The 15,414-nt window shown below is 39.8% G+C and carries 14 protein-coding genes; 10 read left to right on the forward strand and 4 right to left on the reverse strand.

Features of this window, described 5'->3' with window-relative positions; all coding sequences use genetic code 11:
- Window positions 1-73: 73 nt before the first annotated feature.
- Together HMPREF0549_RS05370 and thiD are read right to left on the reverse strand one after the other, a co-directional pair.
- Window positions 74-1,006, reverse strand: coding sequence for an L-lactate dehydrogenase (locus HMPREF0549_RS05370; protein WP_003717247.1), 933 nt, complete (start codon window positions 1,004-1,006; stop codon window positions 74-76).
- Window positions 1,006-1,833: a bifunctional hydroxymethylpyrimidine kinase/phosphomethylpyrimidine kinase gene (thiD, locus tag HMPREF0549_RS05375; RefSeq protein ID WP_040531373.1), complete on the reverse strand. Its 828-nt coding sequence runs from the start codon at window positions 1,831-1,833 to the stop codon at window positions 1,006-1,008. Before thiD ends, HMPREF0549_RS05370 begins: the two co-directional genes overlap by 1 nt.
- Before the next feature lie 389 nt (window positions 1,834-2,222).
- Between thiD and argS the strand changes: the two genes are divergently transcribed.
- The 6 genes from argS to HMPREF0549_RS05405 all read left to right on the forward strand — a co-directional run bounded on the left by argS (window position 2,223) and on the right by HMPREF0549_RS05405 (window position 11,480).
- Window positions 2,223-3,923, forward strand: a complete 1,701-nt coding sequence (gene argS / locus HMPREF0549_RS05380) for an arginine--tRNA ligase (protein WP_003717249.1) — start codon at window positions 2,223-2,225, stop codon at window positions 3,921-3,923.
- Between the two features lie 152 nt (window positions 3,924-4,075).
- Window positions 4,076-6,241: a PBP1A family penicillin-binding protein gene (locus HMPREF0549_RS05385; protein WP_003717250.1), complete on the forward strand. Its 2,166-nt coding sequence runs from the start codon at window positions 4,076-4,078 to the stop codon at window positions 6,239-6,241.
- A 67-nt stretch (window positions 6,242-6,308) separates the two neighbouring features.
- A complete protein-coding gene (locus HMPREF0549_RS05390) occupies window positions 6,309-6,683 on the forward strand; it encodes a YlbF family regulator (protein ID WP_003717251.1) in 375 nt (124 codons plus the stop codon).
- A gap of 94 nt (window positions 6,684-6,777) precedes the next feature.
- Window positions 6,778-7,983, forward strand: coding sequence for a metallophosphoesterase family protein (locus HMPREF0549_RS05395; RefSeq protein ID WP_003717252.1), 1,206 nt, complete (start codon window positions 6,778-6,780; stop codon window positions 7,981-7,983).
- Entirely contained in the window at window positions 7,973-10,441 is a 2,469-nt protein-coding gene (locus tag HMPREF0549_RS05400; RefSeq protein ID WP_003717253.1) for an ATP-binding protein, read from the forward strand. Before HMPREF0549_RS05395 ends, HMPREF0549_RS05400 begins: the two co-directional genes overlap by 11 nt.
- A 106-nt stretch (window positions 10,442-10,547) precedes the next feature.
- Window positions 10,548-11,480, forward strand: coding sequence for a peptidylprolyl isomerase (locus tag HMPREF0549_RS05405; RefSeq protein ID WP_003717254.1), 933 nt, complete (start codon window positions 10,548-10,550; stop codon window positions 11,478-11,480).
- Between the two features lie 69 nt (window positions 11,481-11,549).
- On the opposite strand, the gene HMPREF0549_RS05410 is transcribed toward HMPREF0549_RS05405, so the two are convergent.
- Window positions 11,550-11,774: a hypothetical protein gene (locus HMPREF0549_RS05410; protein WP_003717255.1), complete on the reverse strand. Its 225-nt coding sequence runs from the start codon at window positions 11,772-11,774 to the stop codon at window positions 11,550-11,552.
- On the reverse strand, window positions 11,755-12,192 hold the full coding sequence (locus HMPREF0549_RS05415) for an HIT family protein (RefSeq protein WP_003717256.1): 438 nt from the start codon (window positions 12,190-12,192) through the stop codon (window positions 11,755-11,757). The genes HMPREF0549_RS05410 and HMPREF0549_RS05415 overlap by 20 nt, the downstream gene beginning before the upstream one ends.
- Window positions 12,193-12,320: 128 nt before the next feature.
- Here HMPREF0549_RS05415 and HMPREF0549_RS05420 point away from each other — a divergent pair, with 128 nt between their 5' ends.
- The 4 genes from HMPREF0549_RS05420 to HMPREF0549_RS05435 are packed head-to-tail and all read left to right on the forward strand — an operon-like array spanning window position 12,321 to window position 15,318.
- The gene (locus HMPREF0549_RS05420) at window positions 12,321-13,058 is read left to right on the forward strand and encodes an ABC transporter ATP-binding protein (RefSeq protein WP_003717257.1); all 738 of its coding nucleotides are present in this window, start codon (window positions 12,321-12,323) and stop codon (window positions 13,056-13,058) included.
- Window positions 13,051-14,253 (forward strand): ABC transporter permease, encoded by a 1,203-nt coding sequence (locus HMPREF0549_RS05425; protein WP_040531375.1) that lies wholly within the window; start codon window positions 13,051-13,053, stop codon window positions 14,251-14,253. The genes HMPREF0549_RS05420 and HMPREF0549_RS05425 overlap by 8 nt, the downstream gene beginning before the upstream one ends.
- A gap of 8 nt (window positions 14,254-14,261) precedes the next feature.
- On the forward strand, window positions 14,262-14,918 hold the full coding sequence (gene trmB / locus HMPREF0549_RS05430) for a tRNA (guanosine(46)-N7)-methyltransferase TrmB (RefSeq protein ID WP_003717259.1): 657 nt from the start codon (window positions 14,262-14,264) through the stop codon (window positions 14,916-14,918).
- A gap of 10 nt (window positions 14,919-14,928) precedes the next feature.
- A complete protein-coding gene (locus HMPREF0549_RS05435) occupies window positions 14,929-15,318 on the forward strand; it encodes a HesB/YadR/YfhF family protein (RefSeq protein ID WP_003717260.1) in 390 nt (129 codons plus the stop codon).
- Window positions 15,319-15,414 lie beyond the last annotated feature (96 nt).

Genomic DNA, 15,414 nt, shown 5'->3' on the forward strand with positions numbered 1-15,414 from the left:
AAACGCTGGCTTATCTTATCGGCTTTTAGCCGAAGAGCAAACCACCCGTTTCACGGGTGGTTATGATTTCCGCCTAAATTTCTTTCAGAACTGCGGAGAGTTGTTCTGCAGAAGCATGCATTTTAGCTAATTCAGTTGGTGATAATTGATATTCAATTACTTGACCGATTCCCTGACGATTAATGATTGCAGGTGAACCAAGGTAAAGATCATTAATTCCATATTGGCCGGTAAGAGGAGCTGAGACGGGAATTACAGTATTTTGGTTTTCAATAATTGCACAGACAATTGATGATAAGCACTTAGCAACACCGTAGAAGGTTGCTCCCTTATGCTGGATAATTTTTGCACCAGCTCGACGAACCTGTTCCTCAATTTCATTCTTTTCTTCCGGCGTGAATTGAATAATTTTATCTAATGGTTGTCCATTAATCATTGCCTCGTCGAAAGTGACGAATGAAGAATCACCATGTTCGCCAAGAACTTGGACATCGACCGCATTAACTGAAATATTTAATCGCTGACTAAGAATTAACCGTAACCGCATTGTGTCAAGTGAAGTTCCCGTACCAATTACCCGCTCTTTTGGAAAACCAGAAATTTGCTGGGTTAAGGTAGTTAAAAGATCAACTGGATTACTAGAGATTACAAAAACTCCATTAAAGCCACTAGCAACGATCGGGTTAATAATCTCCTTGAGGATCTTAACGTTTTTATGAATAAGATCTAGACGACTCTCGCCAGGCTTTCGCGGTACACCAGCGGTAATAACCACGACATCAGCATCATGAGCATCTTCATAGTTGCCGGCAAAGACGTCTGTGGGCCCAGTTAACGGGGTAATATCAGCAAGGTCAAGGGCATCGCCAACTGCCTTATCATGTTGACGGGTTACGATAACTAGTTCATCAACTTCACGATTTGATTGGAGAAGGGAAAAGGCGAATGCAGAACCAACTGCACCATCCCCAACTAAGACTACTTTATGACGATAGTGATTAATCATTATAATTCCTTCTTCTTTAATTCACGTTCTGCTGCCCAATGGTTAATTGGGCCAAATTTATGACCAACCTCAAGTGGATGAGAAATAGCAGCATAAACCGCATCTTTAGCACGAATAACGGCATTCTTCACGTCCGTGCCCTTAGCTAATTCAGCAGCGATGATAGCCGAAAAAGTATCTCCAGTCCCGTTAACGTGGGTCGTATCGAAGAATGGCTTAGTTAGTTCAAACCGTGAGCCGTCTTCCAGCAGAACCACATCAACTACTTCCTTTTGAGTTGGATCATTGTGTTCACCTTTAATTACAACGTTTTTGGCTCCCATTTCATGAAGTTTGACTGCTGCATCGAACATCTCCTGGGTATCTTTCAGCTGTAGTCCGGTTAATTTTTGTGCCTCGTAAAAGTTGGGTGTAATCACAGTTGCTAAGGGAACAATTCGTTCACTGAATAATTCGTATGCTGACTGTTCAAGAAGCATTGCCCCGTGTTTAGTAATAATTACTGGATCGACAACTAATGGGCCAAAATCAACCTTAGCATACTGATCAGCCACGACATTAATTACATCATCGTTAGCAAGCATTCCCGTTTTTGCAGCAGAAATCTTGAAATCAGTGGATAATGTTTTGAATTGCTGTTCAATATAATCTTTTGGCATTACTTGCGCCGCGTCAATTCCATAAGAATTACCGGAAACGGCAGCGGTAAGGAGTCCGTGGCCATAAACACCATCTACAAAAAATGCGTGGAGATCAGCTGGCATTCCTGCACTACCGTCTGAGTCATGACCGGCAATTGTTACTGCTTGTACTTGTTGATTAATCATGTCTATCAGCAACCTTTCTTTAACGTGTTGGGAAAATTGTAACATAAAGGATTAATAATGATTCAATAAAAATCCTGTTAAAAACGAAATACTAAAGGAAAAGTGGGGGAAGATGATAAAGCAAATCTAAAAATCTTGTTTACAAATAAGTGGAATATGATAAACTAGACGAGAAACCGATGATTGAGGAGTAGTAATAAGGTGCGGCTAATTAGCGATCCTGTGATAGTGGAAGTCAGGAAGCTTACCCTTATGAAGGCGTGCCCCATAGGTAAAACTTAATAAATGAGTGGAATTCTAATTCAATTAGAGTGGTACCGCGGGTAAATCTCGTCTCTAGTAAATCCTTGTTGTTTACTAGAGACTTTTTGTATAGGAGGAATTAATTTATGGATGAAAAATTACAAGTAGCGAATGCCTTAGCTGTTGCATTGCCAGATTTAGAATTAAACGAAATTGAAGAAAAGATTGAACGGCCAAAAGATTCAAACAATGGTGATTATGCCTTTCCAACATTCTTCTTAGCTAAGAGTTTACATAAAGCACCGCAAATGATTGCTAGTGAATTAATTGAAAAGATTGACCAAACTGGTTTTGATAAGGTTGTTGTAGCCGGTCCATACATTAACTTTTTCCTTGATAAAGCCAATGTTGGTGCTGGCGTGCTAGAGACAATTTTAAATGATCCAGAGCACTATGGTGAAAGCGATCTTGGTCACAAGGCTAATGTAACAATTGATTATTCATCACCTAATATTGCTAAGCCAATGGGGATGGGTCACCTTCGTTCAACCATGATTGGTGAAGCTATTGCGCGGATCCTTGAAAAAGTTAACTACAACTTAATTCGGATTGACTACCTTGGTGATTGGGGAACTCAATTCGGTAAGATGATGGCTGCCTACAAAATGTGGGGCGATAGTCAAGAAGTTCAGGACGGTTTGAAGAGTGATCCTATTAATACGCTGCTTCAACTTTACGTTCGGATTAACACCGAAGCAGATGAACATCCAGAATATACTGATGCAGGTCGGGAATGGTTTGCTAAGCTGGAACACGGTGATGAAGAAGCTTGGCGTCTCTGGCACTGGTTCCGGGAAATCTCTTTGGAACGGTTCCAACGGGTTTACGACATGTTAGATGTCAAGTTTGACTCATTTAATGGTGAAGCATTCTCAGCACAAAAGATGGAAGAACCAATTCAACTTCTTCGTGATAAGGGATTGTTAAAGAAGAGTCGTGGTGCTGAGATTGTTGATCTTGAACAATTCAACTTACCACCATTGCTGATTATTAAGAGTAACGGAACTACTACCTACATTACCCGTGATTTAGCTACTGCATTATTCCGGAAGCGGATGTATGGTCACGCAAAGTCACTTTATGTTGTTGGTGCTGAACAAGAAGTTTACTTCAAGCAATTGCGGATGGCATTAAAGGAACTTGGTTTTAACTGGTGGGATCAAATTGAACATATTTCCTTTGGCTTAATGAACTTAAATGGCCAAAAGATGTCAACACGGAAGGGAAATGTTGTTTCTCTTGAAGATGTTCTTAACGATTCCGTTGATCTTGCCCGGAAGCAAATTGCAGAAAAGAACCCTGATCTAAAGAATGCTGACGAGGTTGCTAAGCAAGTTGGTATTGGGGCCGTAATTTTCCATGACTTGAAGAATTACCGGCGGAATGCAGTTAACTTTAAGCTTGAAGACGTTGTTAAGTTTGAAGGTGAAACTGGTCCTTACGTTCAATATGCACGAGCACGGGCTGAGAGTATTCTTCGGAAGGGCGGCATTCGTGACTTTAGCGATGTTGACTTAACTCAAGTTGGCGATGGTGCTTGGGAATTGATTAGCTTCTTAAGCCAATACGGTGAAGCAGTAAAGCGGGCTGCACTGAACTACGACCCATCAGTAGTTGCAAAGTATGCATTGGAACTTGCTAAGAAGTTTAACCAATACTATGCACATAACCGGATTTTAAATGATGATCCGCAACAACCAGCTCGGTTAGCATTAACTCAAGCTGTTAGTCATGTTTTGAAGTCTGCATTGGCTCTTCTTGATGTTAAGGCTCCAGACGAAATGTAAGAGAGAAGCTTTTTGTAAAAGGAAATCGAGAATTTCTCGGCTTCCTTTTATTATTTTAAATTTTAGTTATGCTGGCCGAAAATCGGCTACGGAAAAATTCTCCTATGGTAAAATGATTGAGACTTAATGTTACTAAATATGGGGATTAATAAATGAGAAGAGAACCAGAAGAAAAGCCGCCTTTTCAGGAACGGTTGCTTGCCTGGCTAAAGCAGCTTTGGCAACGGGTAAAAGAGGTTGTTAATGAACTTTGGCAGCAGTTTATTCGTTGGTTAAAGCAATTTTGGCACCGGTATCAACTGACACGGTGGCTAATTGTAATTTTTTTAGGATTGTTTTTGGTAACTAGTACCTACCTGACATTTGTTGCGAAGACAGCGGATGTTAAAAACTTAGAGCATCGTTTACAGCGACCGACAATGATCTATGACCATGATAATCAATCTGCCGGCAGTTTATATTCACAAAAAGGGACATACGTATCACTCAATAAGATTTCAGCTAATGTTCCAGCAGCGGTGATCTCAACAGAAGACCGGAACTTCTATCATGAACACGGCTTTTCGGTTAAGGGACTTGGCCGGGCTGGCTTTTTGTTGATCAAGAATAAGCTGTTACATCGTGATTATATTTCTGGTGGGGGAAGTACCTTGACTCAACAGTTAGTTAAGAATGCTTTCTTAACCCAACAGCAAACATTCTCGCGGAAGGCACGAGAAATTTTTATCGCGGTTGAAGTTGAAAATCAATATAGTAAAAAGCAAATTCTGACGATGTATCTTAATAATGCCTATTTTGGTAATGGTGTTTGGGGGGTTCAGGATGCTGCAAAGAGATACTTTGATTGTGATGCAGCTGATCTGACTGTTCCTCAGGCTGCGACATTGGCAGGAATGTTAACATCACCCGGAATTTATGATCCAGTTACTCATCCAAATGCAACCAAGCAACGCCGTAACTTAGTCCTCCAGCTAATGGTTGAAAATCATCAATTAAGTCAAACGGCGGCTGATCAGTATAAAAAGGTGCCGTTAGAAGTTACTAACGGGTATGTTGCACCGGATACTTATCGTTATCCATACTATTTCGATGCCGTAATTTCTGAGGCAATTAATAAATATCATCTTTCGGAAAAGGAAATTATGAATAATGGTTATAAGATTTATACGACCTTAGATCAGGATCAGCAACGCTCAATGCAACAAACTTACGAAGATGACGATAACTTCCCTAGTAATTCTGTTGATGGGACTAAGGTACAGTCGGCTTCAGTTGCGATGAATCCGAAGACGGGTGGTGTTACCGCAATTGTTGGTGGTCGAGGGAAGCATGTTTTCCGGGGCTTCAATCGGGGAACGCAAATGCGTCGGCAACCAGGTTCAACGATTAAACCACTGGTTGTTTATGCTCCAGCCTTAGAACATGGTTATTTCTATGACTCTACGTTACAGGATAAGAAACAATCGTATGGGACCAATGACTATACACCAAAAAACTATGATGATACTTATGCTGGAAGTGTTCCGATGTATAAGGCAGTCTACGAAAGCCTGAATGCGCCAGCAGTATGGTTATTAAATAAGATTGGGGTTAATACTGGGTATAGGATGGCACAGAAATTTGGCTTACCAGTGGAAAAGGGGGATAAGAATCTTGCCCTGGCTTTAGGAGGAATGACTAAGGGAGTTTCTCCTGAACAAATTGCTCGTGCTTATGCCACCTTTGCTAATGAGGGAAAGATGCCTGATACCCACTACATTACAAAGATCAAGGATGCTTCTGGAAAGACGATTGTTACTGCTAAGACGGCTAAACCTAAGCGGGTTGTCACTGCCAATACTGCTAAAAACATGACGAGCATGCTAATTGGTGTCTTTGAACATGGAACTGGTCAATCTGCGCGGCCTGCTGGTTACACGTTGGCCGGGAAGACAGGGACAACGGAATCAGCGGTTAAAAGTGATAGTGCTGATGATCGTGATAAGTGGATTGTTGGTTATACTCCTGATGTTGTGGTTGCTACCTGGGAAGGCTACGATGATACTAATTCATCCCATGCCCTTCAGGATATTTCAATGAAGAATGTTAATAGCCTTTATAAAGCTGAAATGAGCGGGATCTTGAAGAATACGCCAAATACTAAATTTAACGTTCAAGATGCCCAAACACGAGCAACCGCAAATAGCGGGAAGAGTAGTAAGGGCTGGGGATCGCTGCTGAAAAATGGTGGCGACCTGATGAACCGGTTTAATCAATCAGTAAATGACTTTGGCAATCGTGCTGGTCAGCTATGGAATAATGTCCGTTCTTTATTCTGAAAGAATGATGATTAACTGATAGTATGATACAATCGAATTGTTGAATAAATGAAAAGAGGTTACAAAAATGGTTAATATTTATGACACCGCTAATGAACTTAGTAATCAATTAAAAGAAACCCAAGAATATCAAGGCTTAAAGAAGGCTTTTGATAGCTTAAAGGCCCAAAAGGATACTTTCGAAACTTTTAAGAAGTTCCAACAAATGCAAGCAAATGCTCAACAAAAGCAAATGACTGGTCAAAAGCTTACTCAAGACGAAATTAATGCAATCCAAACCATTGCTAAGGAAATGAGTTCTAAGCCTGAAGTACAAACCTTAATGAACCAAGAACGAGCTGTTGACAACATGCTTCAACAACTTAACCGGACAATCACTAGTCCTATTCAAGATATTTACAAGGATGTTATGCCACAAGGTCCACAACCAACTGACAAGTAACTGTTAATTTAGTTATAAAGATGATAACGGGAAGAAGAATGATGACGGTCGTGTCTGAGTGCTCTTCCCGTTTTTCCATTCAAAGGGTGAAAAAATGAAGTTTATTCATACTGCAGATTTACATTTAGATAGTCCGTTTCGGGGACTGGATGAAATGCCAGCACAAATTTGGCAACGAGTCCATCAGTCAACGTTTACGGCATTTGAAAGGATTGTTGATGCTGCAATTAATCAGCAAGTTGATTTTATTTTAATTGTTGGTGATATTTATGATCGTGATCACCATAGTGCTGAAGCAGAAGATTTCTTTGTCCGCCAGTGTCAACGGTTAGCAAAACAGCAGATTCCTGTTTATCTGAGTTATGGCAATCATGACTATCAGCCAGTAACGGAACAAATAGATTCCTTGCCGAACAATGTTCATGTATTTGGTAACCAGGTTGAAACCAAAACATTAACACTTGCTGATGACCAGACGGTAGCAATCACGGGATTTAGTTACGGGAAACGTTGGTTGGTTGAAGACCAGGTCAGTAAATTTCCTGAAAAGGAAACCGCTGATTGGCAAATTGGGATGCTTCATGGTGCTATCTCACAGAATAATCCAGATCAGGATCACTATGCTCCCTTCACACTACCTGAACTGCTACAGAAAAGGTATGATTATTGGGCGTTAGGACATATTCACAAGCACCAGGTCCTGAATGAGGAACCACTGGTTGTTTATCCGGGTAATCCGCAGGGACGCCATAAAAATGAGGATGGTCAGCATGGCTATTATCTTGTTCAAAGTAATTCTGATAAGTTAACGGCAGAGTTTAAGCCAGTGGCACCAATTGAATGGTGTGAAATTGACGCTCATTTAACCCACGATCAAACGGTTGATTCATTAATTGAAATGCTTCTTCATAAGGGAGAGGCAGAAGATGGTTTTAAGATGATTGCTTTTAATGTTCATTTGACTGATCAGGTGAATGCTTTAACTAAAAAATTGCTAGCTAATGGGACAATTTTGGAACGACTTCAGGAAAATTTGAGTGAAAAGGGCGATTATCAGTGGTGGCCATACCAGCTTAATCTTTTAAAAGGGACCGCCTTACCGAAAATGACCGATTTAGATCAAGAATATTGGGACCAGTCTGCTCAAGATGTCTTTAATCAAGATGCTGTTATTGATCTGACTGATAAGTTGGCTAAGTATGGCTTTATTGCAGATCAGCTTGCAGATCCTTCACTGGTTGAACAATTACGTTATGAAGCAAGCCAAAAATTAGGTGAGGGGGATCACGATGAAAATTAAACAGGTCCACATTGACGGCTTTGGAAAATGGCATGATCAGGATTTTAGTTTTACCAACAATCCGGTCCTGATCTACGGAGCCAATGAAGCTGGAAAAACCACTTTAGCTGCGTTTATCCTGAGTATCCTATTTGGATTTGCGGATGGTCGAGGAAAAAATAAATACCAGCAATATATTCCTAAAGATGGTTCGAGTTATGGCGGCTCTTTAACAGTAATTGCTGATCAGCACCAGTATGTTATTAAACGCGTAAAGGGGAAAAATGGTGGAAAAGTCACAGTTACCAATGAAAAAGGAAAAAAGGAAAAGCAGGATTTCCTTGCTAAATTGCTTGGTCCCTTAGATCGTGAACTTTATCAAGCTATTTATAGTTTTAATCAAAATAATATTTTAAATGATGAATTGGATCGGGAACAATTAGAACAGCATTTACAGCGATTAGGAGCGGTTGGAAGTCAGGAGTGGCTCCAACAAATTGCTCGCTTAGAAAAAGCAGCAGATTCCCTATATAAACCTCGTGGACGGAAGTTAAGTTTAAATCGTCATTTGAAGGAATATGATGAACTTCGTGAACGGGTTAACCAAGCCCAATCGCAGAGTAGTGATTACCACCGTTTAGTTGAGGAACAAGTTGAAAAGCAATCTGAGTTAGAACAACTAAAGCGGGAACAGCCACAACTCAAACATCAGGTTGAAAAGGAAGAACGGCTGCAACGATTATGGCCAATTTACGACCAGTGGCAAAACCACCAGAAGGAATCCCTTACAGAGCGGTTAACGGATGATGAGATTATTAAGGTTCAAGAACTGCAAAGTAGGGAACGGGAACTTAATACTCAATTAAGGTCGTTTAACCAACAGCAGCTTGAACAACAAGCAGTCGTCAAAAAGCTGAGTGATCCTGAAGTAAATGATTATCGGTCACGCAAAGCACATTATCAGCAATTAAAAGATCAGTTGTTGGCCTTACAAATTCAGAAAAATGGTCAAACAGTTAATCAGCAGGAACAATGGCATACCGAACTTAAGCAGCTAGCGGAGCGTTACGGAAGTGTTAATCTACCAGAGCCGCTTTCTGAACGAGCAGTGAGCGAACTGGAGGGACTACTTAGGGCTAACTCTCAAACTAACAATAGCCAAAACTTATTTATTCCTGGAATTGGGATTGTCCTTTTTATATTGGGATTGATTCTTCGTCAGCCTCTGGTTTGGATTTGCGGAATTATTGCTCTTGGTGGTGCAGGGGTATTATGGTTTAAACAGCAACAACGCGAAAAACAGTTAACGGAAGAACGAAACTCCACACTTCAATCATTTGGAAAGAACCATAATTTAACGGCTTTTCCAACAAGTAAATGGTTAATGATGCAGGGGGATCTTCATCGTTATCATGATTTAAGAGCTCAACTAGAGCAAGCAGATAAGCGCAAAACTAATTTTGATCACCAGCTAGAGTTAATTAAGCAACAATTACCGGTTAGCTTAACAGCCGATTCTCTTAATGAATTAATTAACAGTTATCAGCGATGGCTTGTTGAGATGCAAGATCAATTACAACGATTGAATAATGTAGAGCAGGAGTTAACCCGAATTCAAAGACGGAATGATCAATTAACGCAACAGTTGATCGAGTGTCGTCAAGCTAAGGAGACCGAATATAAGTCGCTTGGAATTAAAAATGATAATGAGTTCAAACAACTTCAGGCCCAAAAAGTAGCTGACCAAACTAGGAAGGTCACGGCTTCAGCTTATGGTCAGCAACTAACGACTAGTGATCGTCAACAGTTAGCCCACTACGATAGCAAGCATTTACTTGATACTAAGGTTTCTCTTGTCCATCAGAACTTAGCAGCTAATGAACAAAAACAAACGGAGCTTGAAACGGCATTAGCCCAAATCAATGTTCAAATTAATGCCTTGGTACAAGAGGGCTCATTTAGTGAATTAAACCAGAAATTAACAAATCTGCAGACGGTAATTTGGAATGAAACTAAACAATGGCTAAGTAGTCAGCTTGCTATTCGGTGGATTAATGGGGCGTTAAAATTAGCTTCTCAAGATCGTTACCCCAAGATCCTTCAGCAAGCAGAAAAGTTTTTTGCAATTTTAACCGCTGATCGTTACCAGAAAATTGTCGTTGATGATAACGGAATTAGTGTATTAAATCGTGAACAGCAAATCTTCCAGGTCGCTGAATTATCGCTTGGGACAGCAGAACAATTATTTATTTCTCTCCGTTTGGGATTCATCACGGTAATTAGTGATCAGATTAAGTTACCGGTTATGGTGGATGATGGTTTTGTTAATTTTGATAATGTTCGTCGGGGACGGATGTTAAAATTGCTAAACCAGATGGCTGAGGAAAACCAGGTGATTTACTTTACTGCTAACGATCAAATCAAAAAGCTGGGGTCACCAGTTGTCGATCTTGATCAGCTAAATAAGAATAAAGTTTGAAAATCGTTTAAACATTCTGGATCAAGGCATGGTATCACTTTTTGAGTGTGGTATATTAGATTGGTAAGTTTTTGTGAGAATTAAATTTAATTGAGGAAGTGTTTTTGTGAAATCTAAGAAGTTAATTGCTATGATTGCCTGTGCAACTCTGGTCCTTCCATTAGCAGCTTGTGGAAGTAAGGCCGTTGCAACTACTAGTGGAGGAAAGATTACTCAAGAAGAGTACTATAACGAAATGAAAACCACCACTAACGGGAAGCAAGTTCTTCAACAAATGATCTTGGATAAGGTCTTAGAGAAGGAATACGGGAAGCAGGTTTCTGATAAGCAAGTTAATGCCCAATACAACACGTACAAGAATCAATATGGTTCACAATTTAGTGCAGTGTTACAACAGCAAGGGTTGACCGAGAAAAAGTTGAAACAACAGATTCGTTCTAATCTCTGCTTGGAAGCTGCTGTACGGAGTTATACTCATATTACTAATGCTCAAATTAATAAGCAGTGGAAGAAGTACGAGCCAAAGGTCCAAACTGCTGAAATCCTTGTTGGGAGTAAGGACGATGCTCAAAGTATCATTGATCAGCTGAATAACTCAGATCACCCTTACAAGACTTTCAAGAAGTTAGTTAAGTCTAAGTCAACTGATGCCTCAACCAAGAATGCTGGTGGTAAGGTAGCTGCATTTGACAATACTTCAACCTCCGTTGACTCAGCATACAAAAAGGCTGCATTTAAGTTGAAGACTGGTGAATATACTACTGAGCCAGTTAAGACGGATGACGGCTATGTTGTGATCTACATGATTGAACACCCGGCAAAGGGGAAGAAGAGTCAACACATTAATGACTTGAAGACACAAATCGTTCAAGAAAAGATGAATGATTCTAAGTTCTTGCATAAGGTTGTTTCGAACGTCCTTAAGAAGGGGAACGTTTCAATTAAGGATAACGATCTAAAGAACATTATGGATGATTACTTGAATAGTAATGCAAGCACCACTAAATCAAACAGTGGATCATCCCTAACTAATAACTAAAATTATCTTAGCTAAAATAAAGGGAAGCTCTTGGTATCCGGTTAATCCGAATACGATGAGCTTCCTTTGCTATTCTTTTAGTTTGTCAATAATTTGCTGAATCTTTTCAAGATGAGGTTGACTCTTAAATTGCCACTGTTCACGAAGACGGTTAACACCGTCAGCGTACTTCTCAAGTCCTTTGGCAGCATTTTGTAATTCCTGGGTGCTGGTGGATAGTTGCTTAAGTGAGCGGAGGAGAAACTTAATATCAGTTAAGTCTTCTTGGAAATGATTAGTTATTGGTGTTATCAAATTGTCGCTTAATTGATTCTTGAATTTCTTTGTATTTAGCGTCATTGTATTCACCTGAATTATCCTTAAAAATCATCTTAAAGTCGTCATGATCGGAGTAACGAGGAACTAAGTGAATGTGTGAATGGAAAACGGATTGGTAGGCAACTTTACCGTTATTATTCAAGACATTTAGACCCTTAATTTTAGGGTTTGATGCTTTAACTGCTCGTGCAATTTTTGGCAGGCGTGAAAAGACAGCAGCGGCTAATTTCTCGTCATATGCGAAGAGATCTGGAACGTGCTTCTTGGGAATGACCAAGGTATGCCCAGGTGTTCCTTGAGAAATATCAAGAAACGCTTTTACTACATCATCTTCGTATACCGTATAACTAGGGATTTCACCCTTTACTATTTTACAGAAAATACAGTCATCCATTAGTGATCGCTCCTTTGAAAAAATTTATTGTTACCATAAGTATACCAAAAGTGGTCTGAAAAAGAGCTGTCAATAAGTGACCTATGATATAATCAACGCTAGATAAGTCAATAAAAAGAGGGAAAATAATGGCACTTGAAATAAAAAATTTGATTGGGGGATATTCCCGAATCCCAGTATTAAAGGGGATTAGTTTTCAGGTTAAACCTGGTGAACTTGTTGGCCTAATTGGTCTAAATGGTGCTGGTAAGTCAACAACAATTAATCATGTAATTGGGTTACTAAGACCATTTTCAGGCGAAATTACCTTAAACGGGATTAATATTCAGCAGGATCCCGTTGACTATAAAAAGCAAATCGCCTATGTTCCCGAAACACCAATCTTGTACGATGAGCTAACTCTTCGGGAACATATTGAGTTAACAATTAAGGCGTACTCCTTAAATACTGAGGAAGCATGGATAAGGGCCCGGAAATTATTAAAAACATTTCGGTTAGATAATAAGCTTGACTGGTTTCCAGCTAACTTTTCAAAAGGAATGAAACAGAAAGTAATGATTTGCTGTGCCCTAATGACCAATGCTAAATTATTAATTGTCGATGAGCCTTTCTATGGTCTTGATCCGTTGGCGGTCCATGATTTATTGGAATTGATTGAAGAACGGAAGAAAGCCGGTACTGCAGTTTTGATGTCAACCCACGTCCTTGATACTGCTCAACGCTACTGTGATCGCTTTGTTCTGTTAGCTAACGGTAAGGTTCGTGCTCGGGGAACATTAGACGAATTACGGCAAAAAGCAGATAAGCCTGATGAGTCACTCGATGATATTTACCTCAGCCTAGCAAGGGATGATCAAAATGAATAATTTATTTAGTCAACGCCGGCAAAGGCATTTTATGGAGTTGCTAAAGTATTGGCGGTTGGTATTTAATGATCACTTTGTCATTGCTTTATTCTTCCTCTTTGGTGCACTGGCTTATGGTTATTCACAGTGGTTGCCGCAATTAAATAATCATCTTTGGTGGTCACGATGGTTGCTAGTCCTTTGGTTTGTGTTAATTACTCAAGTTGGACGGCTGGCAACGCTGCTTAAACGCCCTGATCCTGTCTTTCTTCTTCCCCAGGTAAAATCTATTAGCCGTTATCTGAAACAAGCAACTATTTATAGTATGGTTTTAGGCGTGCTCATGATGCTTACCCTTGCGGCAATTGCACTGCCGTTTGCTTTAACAACAGAGCGGTTAACAAGACTTGATATTAGTTTAATTTTAATCACCGCGCTGATTACTAAGGTAACGTGGCATTGGACAGCCAGAAAAGCGATCAGTATTCGCTGGGGAGCGCAACGGAGAAGGACGGTTGCTGAATACTGGATAAATCCATTGATCGTCTGGCTAGTGACGTGGCTTGTGGGGCCTATTTGGGGTCTGCTGGTATCCGTAATCTTATTAATTGCAATGACTACTTATTATAGAAATGTTGCGATTGATTGGCGACTGGCTGTTCGTGCAGAGCAAGATCGGATGTTTAGTATTTATCGATTCTTTAACCTCTTCACTGACGTTCCAAGTGTTCAGGGAAATATTAAGCGCCGAAGATGGGCAACTGGTTTAATCAAAATACTCGAAAATGATAATCATCCTTGGGCATATTTATATGCGCATGGTTTTGTTCGAAATACCGAGGTAAGTGGGTTAGTAACCCGATTAACGATTGTTGGGATGCTAGTTGTCTTCTTTATCCCGGTCAATTGGTTGAATACCGTTATTGCTCTGCTATTTATCTACCTTGTTGCTACCCAGCTAATGCCATTTTACGAGCAGTACCAAAATAACGTCTTTACTCATATTTATCCGGTTACTCATGAAGTTCAGGTTAAGGACTTTCAGCGGTTATTGAATAGGGTAATTATTATTGAAATGTTGTTGATAGTGATCGCAAGTATTGGGCGGGATCTTAATTGGCAACGGTTAGGACTGAACTTAGTTTTAGGGATTACAGAAAGCTACCTTTTAACTAAATTTTATTTTCAAAGTCGAATTAAAAAAATAACAAAGTGAGGAATATTATGCGTGTAAAACATAAGAAGTGGGCGGACCCGTTAATGGCGGAACACCCTGAATTATTGGTTGACGATGCAGCAAAGTTTAAAGGAAAGTGGCAATCACGTTTCCCTAAGAAACAGCCTCTTCATCTTGAAGTCGGAATGGGAAAGGGCCAGTTTATTATTGGAATGGCAAAGGCACATCCGGAGACTAACTTTATTGGTTTGGAAATTCAGCGGACCGTTGCTGCGATTGCCTTAAAGAAGGCCCTTCCTGAAAAGCTACCTAACTTGCAGTTGATTTGTGGTGAAGGTGAGGAGTTAACTGAATATTTTGAACCCGGTGAAGTTGAAAAACTTTACTTGAACTTCTCAGATCCATGGCCAAAGAAAAGGCACGCAAAACGACGGTTAACTTATCACACCTTTTTAAGTGAATATCAATTAATTTTGCAGTCACAAGGACAAGTTGAACTAAAAACTGATAACATGGGATTCTTTGAATTTTCCGTTGTTAGTATGAATAATTTTGGGATGAAGTTTGCGGGACTTTGGCTTGATCTTCATAATAGTGATGAAAATGAACATAATGTCGAAACTGAATATGAACATAAGTTTTCTTCGAAGGGTCAGCCAATTTATAAGCTAACTGCAACTATGCCTAAAAAAGATAAGCTATAGGGATGATTGAGTGAAATTAATTATTACGAACAGTGCCAGTAAATGGTTTCAAAATAATTATGCCCTTAAACCTGGGGATGGGGTTAGAATTTACGGGAAAACCGTTCAACCACGAAATGTTCACCATGGCCCCAGGCAGGGATTCACCCCAGAAAAGGATTTATCAAAGGCAACGGTAGTCGAGAAGAAGGACGGAATTAACTATCATATTAATTTTAACGATAGCTGGTTTTTCTCGGGTCTAGTAACGTTAATTGACTATCGGAATAATGATCAGTGGCCTGTTTTCTTCTTTCAACGGGAAGAAAATGGGCAAACAGTAACTGCTGATAACTTTACTGGTGAAAATGTTGATGCTACTACTGGAGCTTCAAGCAAATTTGAAGATTATTGGGAATAATAAAGCAGATAAATATAGGGTTCCAACGCTCGGAAATACCGAACTATGGAACCCTATATTTTTTCTATTTATGATAGTTTTTTTAGTTGTTCAATG

Source organism: Limosilactobacillus vaginalis DSM 5837 = ATCC 49540, from assembly GCF_000159435.1.
In the GTDB taxonomy this organism is placed as follows: Bacteria; Bacillota; Bacilli; order Lactobacillales; family Lactobacillaceae; genus Limosilactobacillus; species Limosilactobacillus vaginalis.